The sequence below is a fragment of the Pseudoduganella sp. UC29_106 genome (genome assembly GCF_044055365.1).
Lineage (GTDB): Bacteria > Pseudomonadota > Gammaproteobacteria > Burkholderiales > Burkholderiaceae_D > Rugamonas.
In genome coordinates this window covers 1,424,975-1,451,106 of record NZ_CP171977.1, presented here as the reverse complement: position 1 = coordinate 1,451,106, position 26,132 = coordinate 1,424,975, and the positions used below count along the sequence as shown (strand labels likewise).

At 64.5% G+C, this 26,132-nt stretch carries 24 protein-coding genes and 3 pseudogenes; 14 read left to right on the top strand and 13 right to left on the bottom strand.

From position 1 onward, the window contains the following. Positions 1 to 149 precede the first annotated feature (149 nt). The 10 genes and pseudogenes from ACHMW6_RS07740 to ACHMW6_RS07695 all read right to left on the bottom strand — a co-directional run. A pseudogene (locus ACHMW6_RS07740) lies at positions 150 to 467 on the bottom strand (hypothetical protein); the annotation flags it as partial. 91 nt (positions 468 to 558) lie between these two features. Next, the gene (locus tag ACHMW6_RS07735; protein ID WP_395406527.1) at positions 559 to 2,070 is read right to left on the bottom strand and encodes a DUF692 family multinuclear iron-containing protein; all 1,512 of its coding nucleotides are present in this window, start codon (positions 2,068 to 2,070) and stop codon (positions 559 to 561) included. 23 nt (positions 2,071 to 2,093) lie between these two features. Next, a complete protein-coding gene (locus ACHMW6_RS07730) occupies positions 2,094 to 2,357 on the bottom strand; it encodes a DUF2282 domain-containing protein (RefSeq protein WP_395406526.1) in 264 nt (87 codons plus the stop codon). A 169-nt stretch (positions 2,358 to 2,526) separates the two neighbouring features. Then, on the bottom strand, positions 2,527 to 2,733 hold the full coding sequence (locus ACHMW6_RS07725; RefSeq protein WP_395406525.1) for a YjfB family protein: 207 nt from the start codon (positions 2,731 to 2,733) through the stop codon (positions 2,527 to 2,529). Between the two features lie 52 nt (positions 2,734 to 2,785). Next, a complete protein-coding gene (mobB, locus tag ACHMW6_RS07720) occupies positions 2,786 to 3,307 on the bottom strand; it encodes a molybdopterin-guanine dinucleotide biosynthesis protein B (protein WP_395406524.1) in 522 nt (173 codons plus the stop codon). Next, complete coding sequence (locus ACHMW6_RS07715) at positions 3,304 to 4,353, bottom strand: general secretion pathway protein GspB (RefSeq protein WP_395406523.1); 1,050 nt, start codon at positions 4,351 to 4,353, stop codon at positions 3,304 to 3,306. The genes mobB and ACHMW6_RS07715 overlap by 4 nt, the downstream gene beginning before the upstream one ends. A gap of 4 nt (positions 4,354 to 4,357) precedes the next feature. After that, positions 4,358 to 6,076: an AAA family ATPase gene (locus ACHMW6_RS07710; RefSeq protein ID WP_395406522.1), complete on the bottom strand. Its 1,719-nt coding sequence runs from the start codon at positions 6,074 to 6,076 to the stop codon at positions 4,358 to 4,360. An 8-nt stretch (positions 6,077 to 6,084) separates the two neighbouring features. After that, positions 6,085 to 6,576, bottom strand: coding sequence for a hypothetical protein (locus tag ACHMW6_RS07705; protein WP_395406521.1), 492 nt, complete (start codon positions 6,574 to 6,576; stop codon positions 6,085 to 6,087). Then, entirely contained in the window at positions 6,540 to 6,743 is a 204-nt protein-coding gene (locus ACHMW6_RS07700; protein ID WP_395406520.1) for a hypothetical protein, read from the bottom strand. The genes ACHMW6_RS07705 and ACHMW6_RS07700 overlap by 37 nt, the downstream gene beginning before the upstream one ends. A gap of 43 nt (positions 6,744 to 6,786) precedes the next feature. Continuing rightward, positions 6,787 to 7,704: a LysR family transcriptional regulator gene (locus ACHMW6_RS07695; RefSeq protein WP_395406519.1), complete on the bottom strand. Its 918-nt coding sequence runs from the start codon at positions 7,702 to 7,704 to the stop codon at positions 6,787 to 6,789. Positions 7,705 to 7,832: 128 nt separating this feature from the next. Between ACHMW6_RS07695 and ACHMW6_RS07690 the strand changes: the two genes are divergently transcribed. Both ACHMW6_RS07690 and ACHMW6_RS07685 read left to right on the top strand, forming a co-directional pair. Then, complete coding sequence (locus tag ACHMW6_RS07690) at positions 7,833 to 8,084, top strand: hypothetical protein (RefSeq protein ID WP_395406518.1); 252 nt, start codon at positions 7,833 to 7,835, stop codon at positions 8,082 to 8,084. 238 nt (positions 8,085 to 8,322) lie between these two features. Next, positions 8,323 to 9,693 (top strand): GIN domain-containing protein, encoded by a 1,371-nt coding sequence (locus ACHMW6_RS07685; RefSeq protein WP_395406517.1) that lies wholly within the window; start codon positions 8,323 to 8,325, stop codon positions 9,691 to 9,693. A gap of 55 nt (positions 9,694 to 9,748) precedes the next feature. On the opposite strand, the pseudogene ACHMW6_RS07680 reads toward ACHMW6_RS07685, so the two are convergent. Together ACHMW6_RS07680 and ACHMW6_RS07675 are read right to left on the bottom strand one after the other, a co-directional pair. Beyond that, positions 9,749 to 11,117, bottom strand: a pseudogene (locus tag ACHMW6_RS07680) (RNA polymerase sigma factor). Beyond that, a complete protein-coding gene (locus ACHMW6_RS07675) occupies positions 11,114 to 11,449 on the bottom strand; it encodes a YciI family protein (RefSeq protein WP_395406516.1) in 336 nt (111 codons plus the stop codon). Before ACHMW6_RS07675 ends, ACHMW6_RS07680 begins: the two are co-directional and overlap by 4 nt. 291 nt (positions 11,450 to 11,740) lie before the next feature. Between ACHMW6_RS07675 and ACHMW6_RS07670 the strand changes: the two genes are divergently transcribed. The 12 genes and pseudogenes from ACHMW6_RS07670 (at position 11,741) to ACHMW6_RS07615 (ending at position 25,072) form a co-directional block, all read left to right on the top strand. Next, positions 11,741 to 12,610, top strand: coding sequence for a BadF/BadG/BcrA/BcrD ATPase family protein (locus ACHMW6_RS07670; protein WP_395406515.1), 870 nt, complete (start codon positions 11,741 to 11,743; stop codon positions 12,608 to 12,610). A 60-nt stretch (positions 12,611 to 12,670) separates the two neighbouring features. Then, positions 12,671 to 13,349, top strand: a pseudogene (locus ACHMW6_RS07665) (GntR family transcriptional regulator). Next, the gene (gene nagA / locus ACHMW6_RS07660) at positions 13,346 to 14,458 is read left to right on the top strand and encodes an N-acetylglucosamine-6-phosphate deacetylase (RefSeq protein WP_395406514.1); all 1,113 of its coding nucleotides are present in this window, start codon (positions 13,346 to 13,348) and stop codon (positions 14,456 to 14,458) included. Before ACHMW6_RS07665 ends, nagA begins: the two are co-directional and overlap by 4 nt. Next, complete coding sequence (locus tag ACHMW6_RS07655; protein ID WP_395406513.1) at positions 14,448 to 15,461, top strand: SIS domain-containing protein; 1,014 nt, start codon at positions 14,448 to 14,450, stop codon at positions 15,459 to 15,461. The genes nagA and ACHMW6_RS07655 overlap by 11 nt, the downstream gene beginning before the upstream one ends. A gap of 26 nt (positions 15,462 to 15,487) precedes the next feature. Continuing rightward, positions 15,488 to 16,828 (top strand): ABC transporter substrate-binding protein, encoded by a 1,341-nt coding sequence (locus tag ACHMW6_RS07650; protein WP_395406512.1) that lies wholly within the window; start codon positions 15,488 to 15,490, stop codon positions 16,826 to 16,828. A 19-nt stretch (positions 16,829 to 16,847) separates the two neighbouring features. Next, complete coding sequence (locus ACHMW6_RS07645) at positions 16,848 to 17,684, top strand: carbohydrate ABC transporter permease (protein WP_395406511.1); 837 nt, start codon at positions 16,848 to 16,850, stop codon at positions 17,682 to 17,684. Then, complete coding sequence (locus tag ACHMW6_RS07640; protein ID WP_395406510.1) at positions 17,681 to 18,484, top strand: carbohydrate ABC transporter permease; 804 nt, start codon at positions 17,681 to 17,683, stop codon at positions 18,482 to 18,484. Before ACHMW6_RS07645 ends, ACHMW6_RS07640 begins: the two co-directional genes overlap by 4 nt. Continuing rightward, entirely contained in the window at positions 18,481 to 19,968 is a 1,488-nt protein-coding gene (nagZ, locus tag ACHMW6_RS07635) for a beta-N-acetylhexosaminidase (protein WP_395406509.1), read from the top strand. The genes ACHMW6_RS07640 and nagZ overlap by 4 nt, the downstream gene beginning before the upstream one ends. A 9-nt stretch (positions 19,969 to 19,977) precedes the next feature. Further along, positions 19,978 to 21,276, top strand: coding sequence for an MFS transporter (locus tag ACHMW6_RS07630; protein ID WP_395406508.1), 1,299 nt, complete (start codon positions 19,978 to 19,980; stop codon positions 21,274 to 21,276). Between the two features lie 3 nt (positions 21,277 to 21,279). Next, complete coding sequence (locus ACHMW6_RS07625) at positions 21,280 to 22,377, top strand: ABC transporter ATP-binding protein (RefSeq protein WP_395406507.1); 1,098 nt, start codon at positions 21,280 to 21,282, stop codon at positions 22,375 to 22,377. 93 nt (positions 22,378 to 22,470) lie between these two features. Continuing rightward, the gene (locus tag ACHMW6_RS07620) at positions 22,471 to 23,769 is read left to right on the top strand and encodes a tetratricopeptide repeat protein (RefSeq protein ID WP_395406506.1); all 1,299 of its coding nucleotides are present in this window, start codon (positions 22,471 to 22,473) and stop codon (positions 23,767 to 23,769) included. A 73-nt stretch (positions 23,770 to 23,842) separates the two neighbouring features. Continuing rightward, on the top strand, positions 23,843 to 25,072 hold the full coding sequence (locus ACHMW6_RS07615) for a DUF5009 domain-containing protein (RefSeq protein ID WP_395406505.1): 1,230 nt from the start codon (positions 23,843 to 23,845) through the stop codon (positions 25,070 to 25,072). Here the strand turns inward: ACHMW6_RS07615 and ACHMW6_RS07610 are convergent. Beyond that, positions 25,069 to 26,115 (bottom strand): acyltransferase family protein, encoded by a 1,047-nt coding sequence (locus ACHMW6_RS07610; protein WP_395406504.1) that lies wholly within the window; start codon positions 26,113 to 26,115, stop codon positions 25,069 to 25,071. The genes ACHMW6_RS07615 and ACHMW6_RS07610 overlap by 4 nt on opposite strands. Positions 26,116 to 26,132 lie beyond the last annotated feature (17 nt).

The following is a 26,132-nucleotide window of genomic DNA, read 5'->3' as shown; positions in this document are numbered from 1 at the left end:
TACGCCACCAGCAGTAACAGGCCAGCGCCCCAGAAGAAGTGGTCATTGATAGCGGCCGGGCATTCAAAGCTGAACAGCTGCGGATACGAAATCACTGCCATCGCATTCACGCAAAAGAGCGCCAGCGCGGCCGGCCTTGTTATCACGCCGGCGAACAGCAGCAGCGGCAGCAGCAGTTCGCCGCCTGCGCCCATATACGCGGCCAGCTCCGGCGGCAGCAGCGGGACATGATATTCATCCTGGAACAGGGCCAGCGTGGCGTCCAGTCGCGGATCTTCGTCAGGCCGGCCTTGAAGAATTGCCAGCCGATGTACCAGCGCAGGGCCAGGCTGGCGAGCGACGCGCCCCAGTCGCTCAGTGCTTCGTCGAACCGGCTCAGCTGGCGGTGTGCTTGCAGAATTGCGTTCATGTTCTTTCTCCTCCCCTCTGGCTGCTGCACGGCGCTGAACACGCCCTGCTCCAGCCACTGTTGCAAGTGCGCGGCCACGTCGAATGCCTCGTCGCGCTCGAAGGCTTCATCCAGCGCTTCCCCGAAGGTGGCGCCTTGTTGCAGCACGCTCAGCGCGCCGTGCGCCGCCGCCGATTGCGGCACGACGGCCGTCTTCCATTCGGCCTTACCACCACTGCGTGGCTTGCCTGCCGCATCTCCTGCGGGAACTCTGCGCCCTGCTCATCCTGGTGCGCCAGCCAGAGCTGCACCACAGCCCAATCGGACGCGAACAACTGCACCGTGGGCGCCAACTCCATCGTTACAGACTCGATTTCCTCAGCCGGAATCCTGGCCAGTGCCTGCGCATCGACCGTGTCCGCTGAAGGTGCGTAATGCGCGCGGTGCAGCAGCCACTCAAGCCGGGCCATATCCGGCAAATACGGCAGGTCGGTCGTGTACTGGAATCCCTCCAGGAACCCGGCAAGGTCCGCACCGAAGCGATTCAAGTCGCCATCATCGGACGGATGCGCGCGGCCATACTCCCTGGCCAGCGCCTCGAAGAATTCGTCGCCAACCAATTGGCGGATTACCGGATAAGCCGCGCCCAGCGCCTTCGTCCAGGTCGCGCTCAGATTCCCGCGATACAGCGCAAACCGCTCCGCCCGCGTGAGCCGCGGCGCCACGTCCGCCTCGCGGCCTGCGTCAAACAGCGCCCCCGCAAACGTCTCCTGCCCTTCCGCCAGCGCGCTCATTCCCGCCGCGCCAGCCTCATGTAACATTTGGTGCCTGACCCCAAATGTTACATGGGCTCGGTTGGCGGCGGACATCAGCGACTGCGCTTTGGCGGCTTCGTCCTGCAGGACTTCGAGGGCGGGAATATCGGTGTCCCATTCGATCAGGGTCGGGACTGCGCCGAAGCGGGCGAGCGCGGCTTCGTAGAGCCGCCACACCGGCTCGGCAACGCGGTCGCCGTGGTGGTCGATCACTGCCGCGGGCGTGACCAGATGTCCGGCGAGGTGAATTTCGCCCACTGTGCCAGGCGCTATGGCAGCAATCGCCGCCAGCGCGTCCTCTTCGTGGTTGCACTGGTTCACAAAGAGATTGTTCACGTCCAGCAGTAACCCGCACCCCGTACGGCGCGAAAGCTCCGCCAGAAACTCCGCCTCGCTTATTGAATCCGTAGCAAAGCGCACATAGGTGGACACGTTCTCAAGCAAAATTGCCCGGCCGAGCGTTTCCTGTACCCGCTCCACCCGCTCACACATCAGATCGAGCGCGGAGCCATCCAGCGCCAGCGGCAGCAAATCATTCAGGTGGCGGTCAAACACTGCGCCCCAGCACAAATGCTCGGACACCAGCGCCGGTTCGATGCGCGCCACCAGGCTGCGTACCCGCTCCAGGTGCCGCTCCGAAAACCCGCGCGCTGAGCCCAGTCCCAGGCCGACGCCGTGCAGGCTGATCGCATAATCGCGCCGCAATTCCTGCAGCACATGGAAATCCCAACCTGCCTGGTCGAGAAAATTCTCGGTATGCACCTCGAGCCAGGCGGCACGCGGCCGCTGCTCGAGGAACTGGCGGTAATGCGGAGCCCGCAGGCCGATGCCGGCGCCGGAAAGGACGCTGTCCTGATTCCCAGTCATGGCTCCGCTCCCTTACCCGGTGATTATTTGGCTGGCGGGGTGACCTTGCCGCCGGCCTTCTCGCAAGTGCCCTTGGCCACGTACTTCCAGTCGCCCGGAGCGTTGTCCATCTTGGCCTGGCCGGAGCAGCTGTGCGTACCGTTGGCGGCGGCGCAGTCGTTCTGGCCAGCCTTGGCGATGCCGTAGCACTTTTCCTGGTCCTTCTTGTCGGCCGCAGCAGCGGTGCCGACGGAAGCGGCGCATACGGTTGCCAGGGCGGCGGCGATCAGGGCTTGACGCTTGTTCATGGTGAGTCTCCTCTTTCAGTTGAATGGACGCAGAAGTCTGCGGCTGCACGATTGTCGCGCAACCAACAGATTTCCTTACACGGTTTTTTGAAAATTTTTTGAGGGCGTAAAAAAACCCGCCGGCGCCTCTACGACGCTGCGGGCTTCCTATGCGGGCCGGGCTGGCTGCTCAGGCGGTGGTGTTGATGCGAGTGCCCAGGTGGGACGGCAGGTTGCTGGACGTGGCCGGCGTGGTCGGCGGAATAGCTTCCAGCAGCGCCGTGGCGGTCGAAGCCTGCACGTCCTGGGCTTTTTTCAGCACGGTCAGGCCGACTTCCTGGCGCGTGCCAGTTTCAGCCATCGTGGTGGCAAGCCTTGCAATTCCGGTAACGTCCATGGTGGTTCTCCATATGTACTTATCCTGATTTACGGACGGGTTTTGGGGAACTTTAGCCTTTCAGTGCAAAATTTTTCAGCCAGGTGAGCACGGCTTCGGGCTGGTTGAGGTCAAGCCAGTTCAATCCCTCCCTTGCGTCTGCAGGACGCGGCTGGTCGCTGGCCACGGCCACAATGCTGTTATCACTTCCATAACGCGGTCCCTCGCCCACTTCGCGGCGGTAGACCTCGATCTTGGGGATAGGCCAGCCGTGGAATCCCTCGACAAGGGTCAGGTCGGCCGGGGCCAGGCGTGCCAGCTGCTCGTCCATTGTCGGCTCGGGGTGGTTGCGCAGCTCGTGGATGATGGCGAAGCGGTACGGCGACGCGATCATCACTTCGGCGGCGCCGGCCTGGCGAAAACGGGCGCTGTCCTTGCGCGGCGGCTCCAGTTCGAAGTCGTGGTGGCTGTGCTTGATCACGTTCACTTTCACGCCCTCTTCCGCCAGCCTCGCCACCAGGTACTCCAGCAACGTGGTCTTCCCGCTGCCGGACGTGCCAACCACGCCCAGCACCCTGGTTCGCGCCCCGCTCACAGGGGCACCTTGTAGCGGTAGCCGCGGAAGCTGAACACCGCCGCCTTGGGCAGCAGCTTTTCGAGCTGCAGTCCCGGCGCGACTTCATCGCCTTCCTTGCGCAGGGTCTTGTCGATCAGGATCAGCCGGTCGGCCGGATTCTTTGAATACATATAGCCGCCAAGGGTGATTTGCGGGATGGCGCGCTGGATCGGCTCGGGGAGCTCGCGCACGGTCTGGATATGCTCTTCCGCCGCGGCCGTTGCCGCGGTAGCCGCCGGTGCTGCTATGGCACTCGCTGCCTTTGCTACGCGGGCGCCCTCTTCGTCTTCCTTGCGCCTTTTGCGCGACGTTGCCCCCACGTCTGCCCCGTCTGTCGCACGTTCCTGCGTCGGCGCTGCTACCAAGCGCGGCCCAGCAGCGACGGACGTCGCACCAGGGCTCACGGACGGGCTGTCGGCCGCCCCCTGCGCCGCGATGCCTGAGCGCTGCGGGCCGGCCGACGATCGCGCAGCGTCGGCAGACGGTTGCGCGGCAGCGGATCGCTGAGCCGCGACGGTCGATTGGACCGCGGTGTTCGGCTGCGCGGCGGCGACGGGCGGCTGTCCGGCAGCGGATGGTTGTGTAGCGGCGGCGGGTGGCTGGCCGACGGGCGGCAGGCCTGCGGATGGCTGAGCGTCGAGGGGCCGGGCAGCGCCCGCGGAGGCTGGGCTGGCGGCGAGGTCCGAGGGCGGGGCGACGGTCGCCGCGGCGTCGGGCTGGCCGGCGGTGGCGACGGGGGCCGCGGACATCGGCTGGCCGGCATTGGAGGCGCGGGACACGGCGGGCGAAGTGCCGGCGGTGGGGGCAGACGCGCCAGGCGCTGGGGACTGCTGCCGCAGCAACATGGCCCCCATTACCACCACCGCCCCGCCGAGCAAGCCAACGCCAACGAGCAGTGGCTTGCGATTGCCTGCCGAGCGCCGGTCGTCGGAGGCCGGAGAAATGGTCGGCGCGTGGATAGTCGGCGTCTCGCCGATCTGCCGCTCGGCCTGGGCCTTCTTCAAAGCTTCAAGTATGTAGGACATATCGTTATTTCCCCGCCACGACCGCAGCGGTCGAATTCGCAGCCGCTGTCGCCTGCGCGCGCAAGCGCGGTTCCTGCACGCCGCCCAGCTGGTTCAGGCGAATAAATGTCTTGGGCCCGGCCACGCCGTCCGCCTTCAGGCGCTGGCTGGACTGGAACTCGCGCAAGGCGCGCAAGGTGCCATCGTCCAGCGGCTGATTATCCAGTGGCTTCTTCGCGCCGCGCAGCTGAGCGAGGCGACGGGCAAGCCAGTCCACATCCGGCCCGCGGTCGCCCTGGGACACTTCATCGCGCCAGGCTCGCGGCGCGCGCCAGAACGTGAGGAAGCCGCCGTCAAAGCGCGCTTCCAGCGCCTCGGTGGACAGCGTTTCGCGCTTGCCGCCAACGAACAGCGTAGCGCTGTTGGCCTCCAGCGCGGTCAGCAACGCATAGCCGGGACGCACCGGATCATCACGCAGCTTGATCAGCACTGGACGGTCGAGCAGGCGGATCTCGTCCAGGCCACCCTTGGTTTGCAGGCAGCGCAGGTTCTGTCTGGCCGCTTCGGCGCAGCCTTCGCCATCGGACAGTTGCACGCCCCATTGGCTTGCCAGCGTCCGAACTGCGTCTTCAAAGCGGTCAGCGGACGCCGTGGTGGCGACTGCTCCGGCGACGCTTGCCGGCGCCGCAGCGGGGCCGGTTGGCGTGGCGCTGGACGCGGCGCGGGCGTTGACGGTGGCGGCAACGTCGCGCGCGACAGCGGGCGAACTGGCGATGGTCGCGGGACGGGATGGCGAGCCAGGCATCAGTTGCCAGGCCGCGGCGCCGGTAAGCACCACGCCAGCGAGCACGCCGGCGGCGACATATGGCCACGGCCCGCGCCCCATGCCGGCCGCGCCTGCCAGGACGCCGGCGCTGGCAACGCGTCCCTCGCCTGCGAACACCTCTTCAGCCGCGCGCCGCAAAATCTTACGCGACACCTGATGCTGGTTCTCGACATACGCCCCAAGCAGCGCCCGGTCGCACAGCAGGTTGATTCGGCGCGGCACGCCCTTGGTCAGCTGGTGCAGCTGCGACATCAGCGAGCGCGGAAACGGCGCCACGGCGGAAGATCCGGCCACGGCCAGCCGATGCTCAACATAGGCGCCAACCTCCGCCTCGGACAAGGATCCGAGGTGATAGCGCGCGATCACGCGCTGTGCCAGTTGCTCCAGCTCGGGACGCGCCAGCATGCCACGCAGTTCCGGCTGCCCGATCAGGATAATCTGCAGCAGCTTGCGTTCGGACGTCTCCAGATTGGTCAGCAGCCGCAACTGTTCCAGCACCTCCGCCGACAAGTTCTGAGCCTCGTCGATGATCAGCACATTGTTCAAGCCCTGCGCGTGGGAGGCGAGCAGATAGGCATTGATCGCGTCGACATAACCCTTCACGCTGAGCGGCCCGCCGGCGCCAACGTCGATGCGGAACTCATCGCAAACCGACTGCAGCAACTCCTCCACCGTCAGCTTGGGATCGAAGATATACGCCAGGCGGCAGTTCTCAGGAATCTGCTCCATGAAGCAGCGGCACACCGTCGTCTTGCCCGCGCCGATCTCGCCGGTCAGCAGCACAAAGCCGCCGCCGCTGCCCACGCCATACAGCAGATGCGCCAGGGCCTCGCGATGGCGTTCGCTCATGAACAGGTAGCGCGGATCGGGCGCAATGGAAAACGGCGACTGTTTCAGCTGGAAGAATTGCGTGTACATGAAAACCTTTAGCGCAAGGCCGGTGGCAGGGGCTTGAACTTGGCGCAGAAAATCTTGGAACGGGTGTTGAAATACACGATGCGGCTGCCCGCCTTTGTCTCCCGGACCGGGAAGCGCGAAGAGTCGATTTTCGCATACTGCAGGCCATCCTGCCCCTGAATCGCCTGTTCCAGCTTCTCCGGCGTGGTATCGGCCACGGCCCCGACGAAGCTGTAAGGGAAGCTTTCGTCGCTGACCATCACTTCCAGGATCGGCGTATTCCACAGCATCGCATCCTGGGTGCGGAACCAGTAGGCGCCGCCCTCGCGCTTGTAGGGCTGGCCGAAATGCTGGACCATGTAGTCGAAGAAATAACGGTTGGATGTCTCCGAGCGGCACAGCAGCCCGCTCCCCATCACGGTACCAAAATGGGAAGGCGGGGCGGCAAGCGCGAGCGGAGAGAGGGCCAGAAAGGCGAGACAGGTCAGGCGCGGCAGCAGCATCGAAGTTTCTGCATCCACGCCCGGTTCGCGTTGATTTGCGCCTTGGCAGCCGCCGGCAATGCTTCATAGCAGCCCGGATATTGCTTCAAGGCACTTTCGCGAATTTCCTTTTGCAGGCCATTGATCAAGAACACGTACAAGGTCCCGCCTTGTTCGTTCTTCTTGGTGCCCAGGTACTTGATCATCGTCGTAATCTCCTGACGAGCATTATGACATTTCAGGGCCAAATCACAATGATTTCAGCCATGGGTCGGCATCCGGATCGGGATACTCCTTCGTCATGAAACCGGTGAAAGCACGCACTTTGGCCGACAGAAGCTTACGGCTCGGATAAACCATATACACCCCAAGCCGCCCCACGCAATGGTCGCCCAGCAGGCGCACCAGCTTGCCCTGGGCGATATCGTCGCCCAGCGTAAAGGTCGGGCGCATCATCACGCCCATCCCCGCGATGGCAGCCTCGCGCAGCACGGCGTTGTTATTGGACACCATCCGGCTCTTGATCGGCACCTCCACCGGCTTGCCGCCGCACTGCACCGGCCAGGTATGGCGCACCTGCTCCCAGGCGTGATTGAGGCAATCGTGCTGGCTCAGGTCGCGCGGCGTCCTGGGTTCGCCCTTCCTCTTGACGTAGTCAGGCGATGCCGTGAGTACTACACTGGAAGTTGCCAGTTTGCGGGCGATCATACTGCTGTCGATCTTCTGCACATCGATGAAGATGCCGATGTCGAATCCCTCTTCCACCAGGTCGACCGGGCGGTCGGCCAGGGTCACATCCAGCACAACCTTCGGTTCCAGCGCTGAAAATGCGGGCAACAGCTTGGCCAGCGCAACCTGGCCGAAATTCGGGTGACAGTAAATGCGCAGGGTGCCGCTGGGACAGCGGGCAGACTGGGCGGCCATGGCGTCGGCATCGTCAATATCGTTGAGGATCTGGCGCACCCGCTCCAGGTACTGCTGGCCCGTTTCCGTCAGCGAGAGCTTGCGCGTGCTGCGATTTAGCAGCCGCGTGCCGAGGTGCTGTTCCAGGTCTGCCACGTGGCGCGTGACGACCGCGTTCGAGATATCTAGCTGGACGCCGGCCCTGGCAAAGCTGCCCTGCTCCACCACCTTGGCAAACACCCGCATCGATTGCAGCCGGTCCATGGCGGTCTCCTTTATTTCTGATTCAGAAATCGTCCATTGCCATTATTCGTCTTTTTTGCGGGAGCCGCAATCGATAGACTAGCTTCATCGATGGGCACAGCCCAGCAACAGACTAGAAGGAGAAAGACATGACTATCAAATACATCGCCGCGCTGATTCTCGCTGCCGCCGCTGGTTCGGGCTTCGCCGCCGAGCAGCCGAAGACCGCACAGCCGCAGCGCGCCGACGACACCGAAGTCGCCATCCGCACCGTGGACTTCCCGACCGCCGCTTTCAAGGCCACCACCGCCCGCAGCCGTGCGGAGGTGAAAGCCGAAGCGGTGGAGGCAGCAAAACACCACCAATCCACGCTGTCGGAACAGTTCGAATTGTTGAAGTAAACCCTGCTTCTCCTCTGTAGGCCGCCCTGATGGCGGCCTTTTTTGTAAACCCACGGCAGAAGCTGGTGTCAGGCACGATGTGCCTGACACCAGGTTCACGCCTTGGGTTCTGAATGCAGTTCAGTCGCGCTTTTCTGCATTTGGCTCCGCGTTTTCGCGCGTCTGTCTTTTCCGCACCAGGCTTGCGGAGGTTTGTCATATCGTTCATCTGTCGCCACTTGAACAAGTGATAAACAAAATGAAAATGCTGATCACCACCACCCTGGCCCTGTCCATCGCCGCCCTTGGCGTGAGCGCATTGCACGCGAGCCCGAACGATGCCGCGCCGGCGTCCGTCGACTATGGCCGCGAAACACGTACCGTCGCGGCATTCACGCAGATCGATGTGTCCGGCCCCTACAAGGTGCTGATCAATGCGTCCAGCGCGACGCGCGGCCTGGAACTGAACGGCCTGCGCAAGGATTTTGCCGATATCGAAACGATCGTCGAGAAGGACACGCTGATCATCCGCCCGCGCCGCAATGCCACCTTCAATCTGCGTTGGGGCAAAGGGCACGATCCGGTCATGATCAATATTGCGACTTCGGGCCTGAAGGCGCTGAACATGTCCGGCAGTGGCGACGTGGACCTCGACCGCTTCGAGGGCAATGAGCTGAAGCTGAGCTCCAGCGGCCCTGGCGACCTGCATGCTTCCGGAGTGGCGCGTGACCTCACGGTCCGCGCCAGCGGCAGCGGCGATATGGACTTGCACGGCCTGCGCGCCGCCAGCCTGAACCTGGCGATGAGCGGCCCGGGCGATGTGCAAGCCTCCGGCATGACTGCCGACGTGAACGCCGTTGTCACCGGTTCCGGCGACCTGGAAGTGAACGACCTGCGCGCGGCCAAGATCAACGCCATGATGCGCGGCCCCGGCTCGGTGTCGCTGAGCGGCAGCAGCCGCGAGATCCGCGCCGAGATTGCCGGCTCGGGCGACCTGGAAGCCTGTTCGCTGGCAGTGGAAAATGTAAGCGCGATCCTGAATGGCCCGGGCGGCGCCTGCGTCAGCGGCGCGATCAAGCGCTTCGACGCGGAAGTGCATGGCTCCGGCGACCTCGAAGCGCGCGGCCTGCAGGCGCAGAATGCGCGCGTGATCATGAGCAGCGCGGGCGGCATCAGCCTGTCCGGCACCTCCGCCACGCTGAGTGCGGACGTCACCGGCTCGGGCGACCTGGATGCGAAGGGCCTGCAGGTGGCGCGCGCCATCACGCGCAGCAAGGGTCCCGGCAATATCTATCTGCAGAAGGTCAGCGAGACCCTCGATGCCGAGGTCCAGGGCTCCGGCGATGTGAACGCCGAAACGGAATGCAAGAACGTGAAAGTGACGATGAGCGGACCAGGCGGCGTGCACCTGCGCGGCAAGTCCGCCACGCTGAACGCCCAGCTGAGCGGCTCGGGCAACCTCGATGCCCGCGACATGCTGACCGCCCAGGCGGACGTGGTCGTGCACGGGCCGGGACGCGCGGTCGTCAATGTGAAAGGCAAGGTCGATGCCCAGGGCCGTCAGATCACGACGGACCAGCAGCGGCTGGTGTGGATCGACCGCAGCGGCACCCGCGAAGAACGCAACTGATCCTTCCCTGTACCTATTACGAAATCGCTGCGGGCATCTGAGGTGCTGGCAGCGATTAGTTATTTGGGCGTCCGCCTCCATCCACGGCTTCGGCCTGGCGCTGCAGGTGGCGCCGCAGCGCCGGGTCGTCAGCCAGTCCGATCGCGCGCTCATAGGCCTGCGCGGCTTCCTTGATGCGTCCCGCCTGCGCCAGCAGCGCTGCGCGCGCGGCCCAGTAGGGCTGATACTCCGCGATCCGCGCGTCGTTTGTCAGTTTGTCCAGCTCCGCCAGCCCCACCTCCGCGCCCGCCCCGGCCGCCGCAATCGCGACCTCCGCTGCGGCGAGGGCAACGGCGCGGTTGATGGCGACGACGACTGAGCCGGTCAGCGCGAGCAGCGTATCGTAGAGCTGCACGATGGCCGTCCAGTCGGTGGCGCCGCTGCGGCGGCGCGCGGCGTGGACGGATTGCACAGCCGCTTCGAGCTGAAAGCGCCCCGCCCGGCCGTGTGACGCCGCGCGCATCAGCAAGGATTCGGCTTCGTCGATAAACTCTGCATCCCATAGCGCCGGGTCCTGCTGCGCCAGCGGCACGAATTCGCCCTGCGTGTCACGGCGGGCTGCGCGCCGCGCTTCGGCGAGCAGCATGAGCGACAGCAAGCCAAGCGCCTCGGGCTCCTCCGGCAGCAAGGCCACGAGCAGGCGGCCAAGCCAGATTGCCTCTTCCGTAAGTCCGCGTGACGCAGCTACCGCGCCGGCCGGGTCGGACCAGCCTTCCGAGTAGATCGCATACACCGCCTGCAGCACGGCATCCAGCCGCTCGGCCAGCTCGTCGCGCTCCGGCACGCGGAATGGAATGCCGGCCTGCCGGATACGCGATTTGGCGCGGACCAGGCGCTGGCTCATCGCGGAAGGCGCGACCAGGAAAGCGGATGCGATGCGCGCGGCGTCAAAGCCGAGCACCGTCTGCAGCATCAAGGGTGCGCGGACGCCGGCTTCCAGCGCCGGGTGGGCGCAAACGAACATGAGGCGCAGGCGGTCATCCGGTATTTCGTTGCCGAAGCCTGCGAGCCCGGTCAAGCTGCCAGGGCTGGTGCTGCCACCGGGGCCGACAGCGCTGCCGACGCCGAGCTGGCTGTCGGGACGGAAGCCGCCGCCGGCGGAGAGCACATCAGGCGCGATCTCGTCGGCGAGCAGCAGCAAGGTGGGCGCGGCGGCGTCGGCGACGATGCGGTGGCGGGCGGCATCGACCAGCCGGCGGCGGGCGACGGTCAGCAGCCAGGCCTCGGGCGTGCGCGGCACCCCGCTGACCGGCCACTCAGCGAGCGCCGCAGCAAACGCTTCGGACAAGGCATCCTCCGCGCCCGCCACATCGCGCGTGCGCGCCGCGAGAAAAGCCACGAGCTTGCCGTAGCTCTCCCCGCGCCACTTTCTCGGCTGCGTTCATGCGCCCCACACCGGGCGCACCTCGACCGCGCCATAAGGCGCCGCCGGATGGCGCTTCGCCCAAGCCAAAGCCGCATCAAGATCCTCCACATCGATCAGGTAAAAGCCAGCGAACTGCTCCTTCGTTTCAGCGAACGGGCCATCGAGCACGCTGGTATTGCGCACCGTGGTCGAGGAACCGATCGGCTTCAGGCCGCGGTTGGACACGTACACTCCCGCCTCCTTCAGCGCCGCCGTATAAGCCATGTATGCCCCGTGGAAGTGCTTCGCGTCCTCGCGCGGCATGGCCATCATCTTCTTCTCTTCGCAATACTGCATCAGCAGGAATTCCATAGTCATCTCCATTCAGTTAGGACGGGCACCATGCTCCGTCATGACAATGTCGTTCGGCGGGGCGCGATTTCGACATTTGCAAAATCAACATCATAAACCAGCACCAATCCATACCAAAGACCATACCATTTTTGCGACACAAAAATCACATATAAATCAATAAGTTAACCAAACATTCCCGTGCGTGCGTCAGCGGGCGGCAAGATGCATTACAATACCAGTTAAATACCTGTTGACAATCTGGTGTGGTCGCCCATATAGTGCCCCACAGCTCCTTAAATCCAATCCAATATGATCGAATTCCTCATCGGCGTGGACGGTGGCGGCAGCGGCACCCGCGTGCGGCTCGCCCGCGCAGACGGCACCCAGCTGGCCGAAGGCAGCGCCGGCCCATCCGGCCTGCTGCACGGTATCAAGAACGCCTGGGCCTCGGTGGAAGACGCCATGGCGCAAGCCTTCGCCGCCGCCTGCATCACGCAGCCGCCGCGCGAGAACATCGCCATCGGCCTGGGCCTGGCCGGCGTGCATAACCGCGAATGGGCCGCGAACTTCGTGACCGCCAATCCCGGCTACGCCGCCGTAGCGCTGGAAACGGACGCCTTCACCACCGTGCTGGGCGCCCACGAAGGCCGCGCCGGCGCCATCATCGCGCTTGGAACCGGCAGCGTCGGCGAAATCCTGAACGCGGACGGCACGCGTCATGAAGTCGGCGGCTGGGGTTTCCCGGCAGGCGACGAGGCCAGCGGCGCCTGGATCGGACTGAAAGCAGTGAACCACATCCAGCAAGTGATCGACGGCCGCGTTCCGGCCAGCGACTTCGCCAGCGCCGTGATCGAAGCCTGCGGCGGCAACCGCAACGCCATCCAGGTCTGGCTGGCCAATGCCACCCAGACCGCTTACGCCCAGCTGACCCGCATCGTGCTGCTGCATGCGGACACGAACGAAACCGCGCGCGGCTTCCTGCTCGAAGCCGGCCAGCAGGTCGCCCTGATCGCCGATGCGCTGGACCCGTCGCGCACCCTGCCGATCGCGCTGTGCGGCGGCCTGGGTGAACCAATGCGCCCTTACCTGCCGGCCGGACTGCTGCAAAGGATCGTGGCGCCCAAAGGCGATTCCGCCGCCGGCGGCCTGCGGCTGATCCAACAACACCTGAAGGAGTAGCCCGTGCTATCCCAGTTGAGCGACTTCCAGCCTGACCACGGCAGCGACACCCCTCTGTATATGCAGCTGGCGAACAAGCTGTCCGACGGCATCGCCAGCGGCGACTGGCGCGCGAACGAAGCCCTGCCTTCGGAACGCGTGCTGTCCGAAATGCTCGACATCTCGCGCGTAACGGCGCGCAAGGCGATCGACATGCTGTGCGACCGCGGCATGCTGACGCGCAAGCGGGGCTCGGGTACCTATATCACGCCCAAGCTGGAACAGCCCCTGTCGCGCCTGACCAGCTTTTCGGAAGAGCTGCGCCAGCGCGGCTTCACCGCCGGTTCGCGCTGGCTGCAAAGGGAAATCGGCGTGGCCGCCCCGCTGGAATTGCTGTCGCTGGGCCTGTCGCCCAATATGCCGGTAGCGCGCCTGAAGCGCCTGCGCACGGCGGACGATGTGGTGATGGCGATCGAAACCTCCACCATCCCGGCCGCCTACATGCCCAACCCGCACAGCGTGACCGATTCGCTGTACGGCTACCTGGAAGCGAATGGCACGGTGCCGATGCGCGCACTGCAGCACATCCGCGCCATCAACGCCAATACTGAACAAGCCCGGCTGGCGAACATCGCCCCCCGGCACAGCCATGCTGCACATCACGCGCGTGAGCTATCTGGAAAACGGCGCAGCAGTGGAACTGACCCACTCCTTCTGCCGAAGTGATTATTATGAATTTGTAGCGGAGTCGCGTCGATGACCGAGTCAATCAAAGGCAATATCCTCACACCGTCCGGCTGGGTCCACGGTGCGATCGCGTTCGGCGACCGCATCGAAGACATCAGCGGCGGCATTACCGATCCACAGCACAACAGCGACGATTACATCCTCCCTGGTTTCATTGACCTGCACGTGCACGGCGGCGCCGGCAAGGATGTGATGGAAGGCGGCGACGCCGTCCACACCATCGCCCGCATCCACGCCCGCCACGGCACCACCAGCATGCTGGCCACCACGATGACCGCCCCGCCGGAAGACATCGACGTCGCACTGACCGCGATCGGCAATGCCGTCAAGCAGCGCGGCAAGGACGAAGCGCGCGTGCTGGGCGCTCACCTGGAAGGGCCGTACATCAACTCCGGCAAGCTGGGTGCGCAGCCGAATTTCGCGCGTCCCGCCACGCTGGCCGAAGTACAGCGCCTGGAAGCGATGGCGCCGCTGAAAGTAATTACCGTGGCGCCCGAAATCGCCGGCCACCTGGAACTGGTGCGCGCCCTCGCCGACGAAGGCATGCGCGTGCAGATCGGTCATACGCTGGGCTCCTATGAGGAAGGCGTGGCTGCGCTGGACCATGGCGCATCCGGTTTCACCCACCTGTTCAACGCGATGAGCCCCCTGCACCACCGCGAGCCCGGCATGGTCGGCGCCGCGCTGGCCCACGCCGAATATGCCGAGCTGATTCCGGACCTGCTGCATGTACACCCGGGCGCCATCAAGACCGCGCTGCGCGCCATTCCGCGTCTCTATTGCGTGACCGATTCCACCGCCGCCACCGGCATGCCGGACGGCGAGTACATGCTGGGCCGCCATATCGTCCATAAATGCATGGGCGGCGTGCGCCTGCCGGACGGCACGCTGGCCGGCTCCACGCTCACGCTGGACCAGGCGCTGCGCAACCTCGTTGGCCTGGGATTGGAGCTGGCCGATGCGGTCAAGCGCGTGTCCACCAACGCCGCCGACTACCTCGGCATCGAAGAGCGCGGCCGCCTGAAGCCTGGCGCTTACGCCGACCTGGTCGTGATGGACCGGAACCTGAATCTGAAAGCCGTTTATATCGAAGGAGAACGTTGTGACCTCAATGATGCTTAAAGAAGCCCTGTCCTCCGCGGAATGCGTCGCCGAACAGCTGGCGCATGATGCGGACCGCTATGCGGACCTGGGTCGTAAATTGAGGAGCACGTCCTTCTCGACTGCACTGACCGTGGCGCGCGGCAGCTCGGACCACGCTTCCAACTACATCGCCTACCTGATCATGTCCCGCCTGGGCCGCGTGGTCGCTTCGCTGCCGATGTCCCTGGTCACGCTGCACAAGTCGCCGCTGATCACGCGCGACACGCTGACCATTGCCGTGTCCCAGTCCGGCCAGAGCCCGGACGTGGTGGAACCGATCCGCTACTTCCGCGATGGCGGCGCCACCACCGTGGCGCTGGTGAACGATATCGATTCGCCGCTGGCACAGGCCGCCGAATGGGCGATGCCGCTGCGCGCCGGCAAGGAACAGAGCGTGGCCGCGACCAAGAGCTTCATCACGTCGCTGGTGGCCGGTGCGCGCATGGTCTCCGAATGGCAGAACGATCCTGAACTGAAGGCCGGCCTGGAGGCACTGCCCGAAGCGCTGCGCGTGGCCGGCAATGCCGACTGGAGCGCCGCGCTGGACGTGCTGACTCCTGCCAAGAACATCATGGTGGTGGGCCGCGGCATCAGCTTCCCGGTGGCGCTGGAATCGGCGCTGAAGTTCAAGGAAACCTCGGCACTGCAGGCGGAAGCTTTCAGCGGCGCCGAGATCAAGCACGGTCCGATGGCGCTGATCGAAGAAGGCTACCCGCTGCTGATCTTCGCCACCCGTGGACCGACCCAGGCCGGCCTGCTGGCACTGGCCGACGAGATGCGCGGCCGCGGTGCGCGCGTGCTGCTGGCGGCGCCGTCCGACGTGGCGTCGCGCGACCTGACCTTGCCGGTGGCGGCAACGCCGGACCTGGATCCTATCGTGGCGATCCAGGCGTTCTATGTGATGGCTGCCAAGCTGTCGGCTGCGCGCGGCCTGGACCCGGATCGTCCGCGCCACCTGCAAAAAGTCACCAAGACCAACTAACCCCACTCGTCCCATCGCGGCCATCAATGAAGATCAAGACCATGCTTGCTGCATTGATGGCCACCGCATCGCTTGCTTCGGCCGCGCCGGTCCAGAAGATCGAATTCTGGACCTTCAGCATGAAGCCCAAGTTCACGCCCTACTTCGAGGACCTGGTGCGCCGTTACGAGTCTTCGAATCCCGACGTTAAGCTCGAGTGGGTCGACTTCCCCTGGGATATCATCCAGACCAAGCTGGTGACGCGCATCGTGGCCGGCACGCCGCCGGCGCTGGTCAACCTGAACGTTCCCTGGGCCGATGAATTCGCCCGCGACGGGCTGCTGCAGCCTGTCGATGCGCTGCTCGGCGGCTCGCGTTATCTGCCCGCCGCGCTGCAAGACCTGAACTTTGGCGGCAAGACGTACGGCTTCCCGCTGTACAGCAATGTCGCCGTCATCGCATACAACCGCGAGCTCTTCGCCGCTGCCGGCATTCCCCATGCGCCGCGCAACCTGGACGAGCAACTGGCCTTCGCGCGCCAGATCGCCCAACGCACCGGCAAGGCCGGACTCTGTCCGGCCCTCGCCAAAGTCGATGGCCTGATGCTGCAGCAAGGCTTGCCCGTTCTTTCGGGCGGCCGCGCAGTCTTCAACTCGCCCGCGCACGTGGCTTTCATCCGCAAGCTGGCGGACACTTACCGCGTCGGCGGTCTGCTGAAGGACAGCCTGTTCGCCGAGGACAATTTCCCCGCCGCGATCGATGCCTACAAGGGCGGCCGTCTCGGCATGCTGCTCGCGCCGCCGACCGCGTTGAAACGCATCCAGTCCGATTCACGGGACATCTACGCCATCACCGACGTCGCCCCCGCGCCCCTCGGGCCAACCGGTATTGCCGATGGGGGCTGGCTGATCCACTTCGGCATTCCCGCCGGCGTGCCGTCCGCCCAGTTGCCGGCCATCGGCAAGTTCGCCCGCTACCTGACCAGCGACGAAAACGCCTTCGCTTTCGCGAAGCAGGCCAGCGTATTCCCCTCTGCCGCCCGCGCGTCCGCCGACCCGTTCTTTTTATCCGTGCCGCCCGGCGCCGGCGCCGCCGAAAAAGCCGTCGCCGCCGGCGCAGTCTCGATGCCCCATGCCCGCACCATGTACGTCTCCGGCATCGAAGATTACGACGAACTGCGCCGCGCGCTCGTGAAAGCCGTCGAAGCCGCCGTCACCGGCCGCCAGGACATCCAGCAAGCCCTCGACACCGCCGTCGCCACCTGGAACAAAAAACTCTCCCGAATGGGGTCAGGCACGAAATGTAACACGGGCTCTTCTGTGCCTTGCGACGGAAGCAGGCTCATGAAACATTTCGTGCCTGACCCCAAATTGATGGGGGCCCGCTGATGGGCCGCTCGGTGACAGCTTGGATATTCCTGGCGCCCGCGCTGATACTGCTCGCGGTGTTCTCGTTCTGGCCGTCGGCTACGGCAGCTATCTGGCCTTCACCGACTATAGCCTGATCCGCCCAACGCATTGGGTCGCGCTGGACAACTTCCGCTACATCTTCGAAAACGAGATGTTCGTCACCGGCCTGCGCAACTCGCTGATCTTCCTGATCATGGTCCCGCTGGTGCAAATCGGTGCGCTAAACCTTGCGGTCCTGGTCAACAACAAGCTCCCTGGCATCAAGCTGTTCCGCGCCGCGTATTACGTCCCTGTGGTGACGACGGTGTCGGTCGTGGGTATCATGTGGGGCTTCATGTTCCACGAACAGGGCGCGCTGAATTATGTGCTGATGGCCGCGCGAATAGTCGATGCGCCAGTGGGCTGGCTGCAGGACCCAACTCTGGCGCTGGCCGCCATCATGTTCGTCACCATGTGGCGCGGCCTGGGCTGGTATATGGTCATGTACCTGGCCGCCCTGCAATCCGTGCCGGCGGACATGCAGGAAGCCGCCATCCTTGACGGCGCCACGAAATGGCAGCGCTTCTGGAAGATCACAGTGCCGATGCTGCGGCCAACAATCATGGTCTGCTCCATCCTCTCCGTGCTGGCCGCCCTGAAAGCCTACCAGGAAGTGGACGTGCTCACGCAAGGCGGTCCGATGAACTCGACCTTCACCGCCCTGTACTACGCCTACGACCAGGGCCTGAAGCACCTGAAGCTGCCGCGCGCGCTGGCCGCGAGCTTCGTGGTTTCGCTGATCTGCATCGGCATAGCCCTGCTCTGCCTGCGCTACCTGAAACCCAGGCACCGATGAAGACTGCCGCCCATTACCTGCTGCTCGGCGCCATCGCGCTGCTATGCGTCTTCCCCTTCTGGTGGACGCTGGTGACGGCCCTCTCCACCGAGGGCAATATCTTCGCCTATCCGCCCACTTTTTGGCCGAAATCCCCCTCGCTGGCGAATTTCGAGGAAGTGTTCCGCGTGATCCCGATCCTGTCCTTCCTCAAGAATTCGATCCTGATCGCCGTGTTCACCGTGTTCTGGAAACTGGTGCTGTGCTCCATGGCCGCCTACCCGCTGGCGCGCATGCACTTCCGCGGACGCAAGCTGGTGTTCGGCCTGATCCTGGCCACGCTGGTGCTGCCGTCCGAGGTGAACTTCCTGGTCAACTTCATCACGGTCACGAAACTGAGCCTGGTCGATACCTACACGGGCGTGATCCTGCCCAACGTAGTCACGGCCGTCGCCATCCTGCTGCTGAAGCAAGCCTTCGAGGAAGTGCCGCAGGACCTGATCGACGCCGCGCGCGTGGACGGCGCTTCCGAATGGACCATCTTCACGCGCATCATGCTGCCGCTGATCGCACCCTGGCTGGCCACCGTCGGCATCCTGACCGCCGTGGAGGCCTGGAACGAATACATCTGGCCCTCGATCGTGATGAGCAAGCCGGACGAATTTCCGCTGTCCGTCGGCGTGCTTTACCTGCGCGGCACTTTCGGCAGCAGCACGCGCGTGATCGCAGCCGGCACCATCATCACCATCCTGCCGACACTTGCGGCCTTCCTATTCACCCAACGTTACTTCATGCGCGGCATGGACGGAGCTGTTAAATGACCCATAAAGAACTGAGAAAAATTGCCGGACAACTGATCATGATCCGCTTCCCCGGCACCGAGCTCGATGCCGCCACCGCTGAATTCATCAAGGAAAACGGCATCCGCGGCGTATGCCTCTTCCGCGGCAATATGACCGATTCCGCGCAGCTGTCCAGGCTGACCGCCGACCTGCGCGCCGTCATGGGTCCGGAATCGCTGATCGCCATCGACCAGGAAGGCGGCGCCGTGGTGCGCTCGACCTGGGTGCCCGCACCGCCCGCCGCGATGGGCCTGGGCGCAGCGAACGACATCGAACTGTCGCGCCGCACCGGCGCCGCCGTGGCACGCGCCGTGAAGTCGCTCGGCTTCAACTGGAACTTCGCCCCCGTGCTGGACCTGAACAACAACCCGGACAACCCGGTCATCGCCGAGCGCTCCTTCGGCGCGGAACCGAAACAGGCGGCCGAACTGGCAACGGCCTGGATGGCGGGCAGCCATGCCGAAGGCGTGGCGTGCTGCGTCAAGCACTTCCCCGGCCACGGCGACACCCACGTCGATTCCCACCGCGACCTGCCGACCGTGGACAAGTCCATCGCCGAACTGGAAGCGCTGGAGCTGGCGCCCTTCCGCGACGCCTCGCCGCATGCCCCAGCCATCATGACCGCGCACATCGTCTATCCGGCCATCGATGCGGAGAATCCGGCCACGATGTCACCCGCCATCCTGGACGGCATCCTGCGCAAGCAGTGGGGCTACAAGGGCGTGATCATCACCGACGGCATGGACATGCACGCCATCGCCGGCCGCTACGGCGTGGGCAACGCCGCCGTGCGCGCGCTGGCCGCCGGTGCGGACATGGTCATGGCCCTCGGCACCACCGAAACCCAGGACGAAACGCTGGATGCCATCGCCAACGCAATCGCCAACGGCACGCTGAGCCAGCAGCAGATCGACGAGCGCCTGGCCCGCCTGGCCGCACTGGCGCAAGCCTACCCGTGCAAGCCGCGCGCCTACAAGGAAGATGCATCGGACCGCGAAATCATGGCCGAAGGCTGGCGCAAGGCGCTGACCGCGCGCGGCAATCCTCAGCGTCCGGCAAAAGGCGCCAAGGTGCGCCTGGTGGCGCGCCAGGATGTGGTGAGCGATGGGGTTTCCGAAGCCGGCGTGCCGGCGGCCGCTGTAGCCGCCTCTCTGGGCAAGCTGTACGACGTGGAACTGGTCACCTTCGCCGACGCCAACACCTTCGACTGGATCACCTTGCCGCAGGACGGCCGCTTCACCTTCCTCGCCTCCACCTCGCGCCTGCGCTACGGCGAGAACGCCCGCAACAACTGGAAGCCGGACCTGCACCTGGCCCTGTGGAACCCGTATCAGGCGCTGGACATCCAGTCCGCCGCCCTGATGACCTACGGCTTCGCCGCACCGGCTCTGGAAGCCATCAATGCCTGGCTGTCCGGCGAGCTGGAAGCCCAGGGCCGCGCTCCCGTACCCGGTTTCGAATAAGGACCACCAATGAGCGCCAACCGCCGCAGCCCGCTGTTCTGGGTCCCGACCCTGTACTTCGCCCAAGGCCTGCCCTACTTCTCCGTCGCCTTGATCGCAAGCCTGATGTTGAAGAGCCTGGGCGTGCCGAATGAAGACATTGCGCACTGGACCGCCTACATCGGCACGGCGTGGATTTTCAAGCCGCTCTGGAGTCCCTTCCTCGAACTGGCGCCCAGCAAAAAGCTGATCGTGGTGAGCTTCCAGCTGATCGGCGGCCTGTGCATGGGCCTTGTCGCGATCTCGCTGCACCTGCCTTTCTGGCTGGCGGCCTGCGTGGCAATGCTAGCGCTGGTGGCGATTGCTTCCGCCACCCACGACATCGCCTGCGACGGTCTCTACATCTTCAGCCTGACGGAAAAGCAGCAGGCGCAATATGCCGGCTGGACCGGCACCTTCTTCAACGCCGGCCGTTTCATCTCACTGGGCGGGCTGGTGATCCTGGCAGGCATTCTGGAAAAATCGCAGGGCATCGTTCCCGCCTGGACCATCATCTTCTGCATCCTGTGCGCCACCATGATCGCGCTGGGCATGTACCACAGCTGGGCGCTGCCGCCGGCGCCCAATGCGCGCCTGGAAGACCACACCGTGGCCGGCGTCGCGCGCACGCTGAAGGACGTGATCATCGAATACTTCCGCAAGCCGGGCATCTGGATTTCGATCCTTTTCATCATCCTGTTCCGCGCCGGCGAAGCGCAAGTGCAGACCATCGGCCCGCTGTTCCTGCGTGATGCGCGCGAGGTCGGCGGACTGGGACTGACCACGGCCGAAGTGGGCACGGTGTACGGCACCACCGGCACCATCGCCTTCATCATCGGCTCCATCGCCGGCGGCTATTTCACGTCCTGGCTCAGCCTGCGCCGCGCCATCCTGTTCCTGATCCTGGCGATGAATTTGCCGAACCTGGTGTTCTACTACCTGTCCCATGCGCTGCCGACGGACCTGACCATGATTGGCGCGGCGCTGAGCCTGGAGATGTTCGGCTACGGCTTCGGCTTCGTTGGCGTGATCCTGTACATGATGCAGGTGGTCGCACCTGGCAAATACCAGACCGCCCACTATGCCTTCTCCACCGGCGTGATGCAGCTGGGCTTCGTGCTGTTCAAGTGGATCAGCGGTGACATCCAGGTAGCGCTGGGCTACAAGAATTTCTTCGTATGGGTGCTGCTGGCCGCGATTCCCGTGGCCGTGCTGTCGCAGTTCATCCCGATGACGGCCCGCCAGCGCTCCGGCGCCGAAGCGGACGCACAAGCCGCCACGGTGGCCTGAGCGATGGCCGGCGTCAGTCTCAAGGGCATCGTCAAGCGCTACGACGACAGGCACCAGGTCATCCACGGTATCGACCTCGATATCCGTGAGGGCGAGTTCGTGGTCTTCGTCGGACCGTCCGGCTGCGGCAAGTCCACGCTGCTGCGCATGATCGCGGGCCTGGAGCAGATCTCCGGCGGCGAGCTGCATATCGCCGGCCGCCTCGCCAACGACGTGCCGCCTGCGAAGCGCGAACTGGCGATGGTGTTCCAGTCCTATGCGCTCTATCCGCATATGTCCGTGTACGAGAACATGGCTTTCGCGCTCAAGCTGGCCGGGCACAAGTCCGGTGAAGTGCGGGCGGCCGTGGAACGCGCCGCGGACATCCTGCAGATCACGCCGCTGCTGCAGCGCAAGCCGAAGGAACTCTCCGGCGGACAGCGCCAGCGCGTGGCGATCGGCCGCGCCATTGTGCGCAAGCCGCGCCTGTTCCTGTTTGACGAGCCGCTCTCCAACCTGGACGCCAGCCTGCGCGTGCAGATGCGCGTTGAAATCAGCCGCCTGCACCGCGAGCTGAAGACCACGATGATCTATGTGACGCACGACCAGGTGGAAGCGATGACGCTGGGCGAGCGCATCGTCGTCTTCAACGGCGGCCATATCGAGCAGGTCGGCACGCCGCACGAGCTGTATAACGCCCCTGCCAACCTGTTCGTGGCCGGCTTCCTCGGTTCGCCGAAGATGAATTTCATCCCCGGCGAGATCATGGCACTGGGTGCGCAACACGCCGCCGTGCAGCTGGCCGGCGGCGCCATCGTTGAAGTAGCGGCCCTGCCCGGCGAGGCGGAGCGCGGGGACAAGGTCACGCTGGGCGTGCGCGCCGAGCACCTGCAGCCCTCCGCCGCCGGCTTCAACGACGTCGTCGCCAGCGTCGGCCATATCGAGTATCTTGGCGACCAGACGATTGCCTATCTGTCACGCCCAGGTCTGCCGGAAATGATCGCTGCCAGGCTCCCGCCGGACGCCGCGCCACCGGAACCGGGTGCCGCGATGGGGCTGCACTTGCCACCCGAACGTTGCCTGCTGTTTGGCGCGGACGGAAATGTTTTCGCGCGCCCGTAAGCTCTCGTTACAATTGCGTCCTGTTGAATTCCTGTCCCATGCTAAATTTATGGGAAAATACACGTTTGTCCCTGATCTAAGGATTAAGAAACCATGTCCCAATTCCGTTTCGCCCGCGTAGGTCTGCTGGTTGCCGCCATCGGCCTGAGCGCCGCCCCGGCCCTGATGCAATCCGCCCACGCGCAAGACAAGAAAGCTGCACCCGCCGCACCGCAGGAGACCGTCCGCAAGGAAATGGCCAAGCTGCTCGACGGCGCAACGGTCAAGGCCCTGATGGACCAGAAGAAGTACGCCGACGTGAAGGCCCTGCTGGACCAGGCCGAAGCCATGCCGGACAAGACTCCTTACGAGACCTACATCATCAACCGCATGCGCATTCCGGTTGCCCTGAACCTGGGCGACAAGGAAACCCTGGTGAAGCTGCTGGAAAACGCTATCAATTCCGGCCGCCTGGAAGCCGCTGAAAAGGCCAACTTCACGCAAGCCGTGGGTTCGACCTACTTCGAGCAGAAGAACTATCCGAAAGCGATCGAGTGGTTCAAGCGCTATGAAACCGAAACCGGCGACAAGAAGCTGCACCCCCTGATCCAGCGCGCGAACTACCTGAATAACGACTTCGCCGCCGTGGAAGCGGAGCTGGGCAAGGACCTGGCTGAAGCAGTCAAGAACAACAAGCCGATGTCCGCCGACGAACTGCACCTGCTGGGCAGCTCGGCCAACAAGCTGAAACACAAGGACACCTACATGACCGCACTGGAGGCCCTGGTGCGCTGGTATCCGACCGATGCTTACTGGCTGGACCTGCTGAGCCGCACCCGCGGCAAGGACAGCTACTCCAACCGCTTTGCGCTGGACGTGTACCGCCTGCAGAAGGTCGCCTTGACCAAGATGGACGCCGACGACTACAGCGACATGGCTGAACTGGCCCTGCTGGAAGGCCAGCCGACGGAAGCCAAGCAGGCAATGGACGCAGCTTCCGCGCAAGGCCTGATCAAGACCGACAAGCAGAAGAAGCTGAAGGCGCAAGCCGACAAGCAGGCTGCTGACGACCTGAAAAACATCGCTTCCGGCGAAGCGTCGGCCAAGAAGTCCAAGGACGGCCGCGGCCTGGTCAACCTGGGCTACGCCTACGTGACCATGGGCGAGTACGACAAAGGCATTGACCTGATCAAGCAGGGTATCGCCAAGGGTGGCCTGAAGAACGCGGAAGACGCCAAGCTGCGCCTGGGCGTGGCTCAGGCACTGGGCAACAAGAAGGAAGACGCTGTCGCAACCCTGAGCGGCGTGACCGGCGCCGACGGCCGTGGCGACATGGCTCGTTACTGGATCCTGTGGGTGAACCGTCCATATCCGGCGAAGGCAACCCCGCCGGGTGAAGACGCCAAGCAGTAATCCTTTGTCTTTGTAAGACACGGAAGCGGGAAACGGCCTTGTGCCTTTCCCGCTTTTTCTTTGGGGAGTCCCTATGCCGCGCCTGCTCAGCCTCGACGCTTTCCGGGGCTTCGTAATCCTGCTGATGATCTGGGTGAACTATGTGGCAGGCATGCCCGGGATTCCTTACTGGCTGGAGCATGCCGGGCCGCGGGCGGACGGCATTACCTTGCCGGACCTGGTATTTCCGGGTTTTCTCTTCATTGTCGGCATGTCGATTCCCTTTGCCTTGCGCCGGCAATCTGCTCCCGACCTGCGCCTTGCATGGCGCGCAGCGGGCCTGATGCTGGCGGGCGTCGTGCTGGCCAACGCTTACCGCTACAACGCGTCCATCTCATTGCTGCCGCGCGCCTGGTACTTCCTGCTGTTCTATGTCGCCATGATTCTGCTCTGGCGACAGGGCGGTCCGCGGGCGCCGGCCTGGCCGCGCTGGCTCGGCGCCGCTTTGATGGCCTTCCTGCTCGTTTCCTTTCGCGGCTCGCTCAATGCGGAGTTCAACAGCGCGTGGCTGCAGCATACGTGGTGGGGCATACTCGGCATGATCGGCTGGGCTTATCTCGCCTGCGCCCTCGCCTGGTTCGCCGTGCGCGGCCGCGCCGGTCCGCTGGCCATGGTGTTCGCCGGCATGATCGCGCTGTCCCTCGCCGGTTCGTTCGGCGCCCTCGCCTGGCTGCCGGACGCGGTGAACAGCTTCGTCAACATTCCCCAAGTCCTCGGCTCCACCGCCGCCAACGTTCTCGCAGGCACGCTCGCCACCCTCATCCTGACTTCGGCGCCGTCCGTCACGCGCTCCCCCGCCCCAACCGCTGCAGCGCCCACCGCCGCCGTCGCGGCGGGCTTGCCTGCGGCGGAGCATGGCGCGCGCTGCTGGCGTCTGGCATCGTTGGCGGTAGGCCTGTTCGCGGCAGGAATGCTGCTCCGCCCCTGGGTCGCCATCAACAAGATCCAGGCGACGGCATCGTACACGCTGGTCTGCTCCGGCATCATGCTCGCGCTCTTCCTGCTGTTCTACCTGCTGATCGACGTGATGGAATACAAAGGCTGGGCGAAATGGCTGCTGCCGGCCGGCGCAAACGCGCTGCTCGCCTATATCCTGCCCGACCTGTGGGAACAGGCGGCAGCGGTCCTGCGCCTGCCGCGCTTCTGGTGGCCCTACCTCGGCACAGGCGGCGTCGCAGGCCTGCTGAACGCGGCGTTGCTGACAGTGCTGATGATGTCCCTGGTCGCATTGGCCAACCGCGCAGGGCTGAAGCTCAAGTTCTAGACCTTGATATAGATGCGCCGGCGGTCCATCGCCCAGGCCACCAGCCAGCAAGCCATCATGAATGTCACTGCAAACATCAGCGACGCCGGACTGGCCGGCGCCAGCGGCACGAACAGCGCCTCGTGCAGCCGCTGATACCATCCCGCGCGATCCAGCACGATCACGGCCAGCTCGGCGAACAGATAAATGAACAGCGTGTTCTTGCCGAACACCTCGAAGAAATACGTGCCACGCCGCCAGCCGCGCATCTCGATTGCATAAATCAGCAGCGGCAGAATCAGCAAATCCAGGCCGACAGTCAACAGCACATACGAGCCTGTCCACAATTTCTTGTTGATCGGCAGGACGGTGCTCCAGCCCATCGCAAGCGCAAGCAGCACCGCGCCGGACATCATCATCTTCGCCAGCGTTTCATAACTCGCGCCTTTGGACAGCACAAGCCTTCCTGCAAAATAGCCGGCAATGACGTTGACCGTCGCCGGCAGCGTACCGAGGATGCCTTCCGGGTCGAAGGCGATGCCCTCGCCGTGATAAAGGTGGCGCTCGCCGAGCAGCCACAGGTCCAGCAGCCGGCCCGCGTTGTCGGACATCGTCAGGTCGCCGAACGCGGCCAGCACCAGCCAATGCCCCAGCAGCGCCAGCACGCAGAAAGCCATCACTGCGCGCTGGCCGGCATAGTGCAGCACCAGCGCTGCGCAGGCAAAGCAAAGCGCGATGCGCTGCAACACGCCCGGTATGCGCGCCTCCGACAGCGGTCCCGTGAAGGGAAACCAGAACAGCAGGAAGCCAAGCAGGAAGATGATGGCGGCGCGCTTGCTTATCTTCGCCACCACGGCCCGGTTGCCCATCTCCGCGTACTTCGGCAACGCGAATGCCAGCGCGTTGCCAACCACGAACAGGAAAGTCGGGAAGACCAGGTCGGTCGGCGTAAAGCCATTCCAGTCCGCGTGCAGCAGCGGCGCGTAAACGTGGCCCCAGTCGCCCGGCGTGTTCACCACAATCATCAGCGCCACCGTCAGCCCGCGCAGCACGTCAAGCGACAAATACCTCGCCGCCGCTC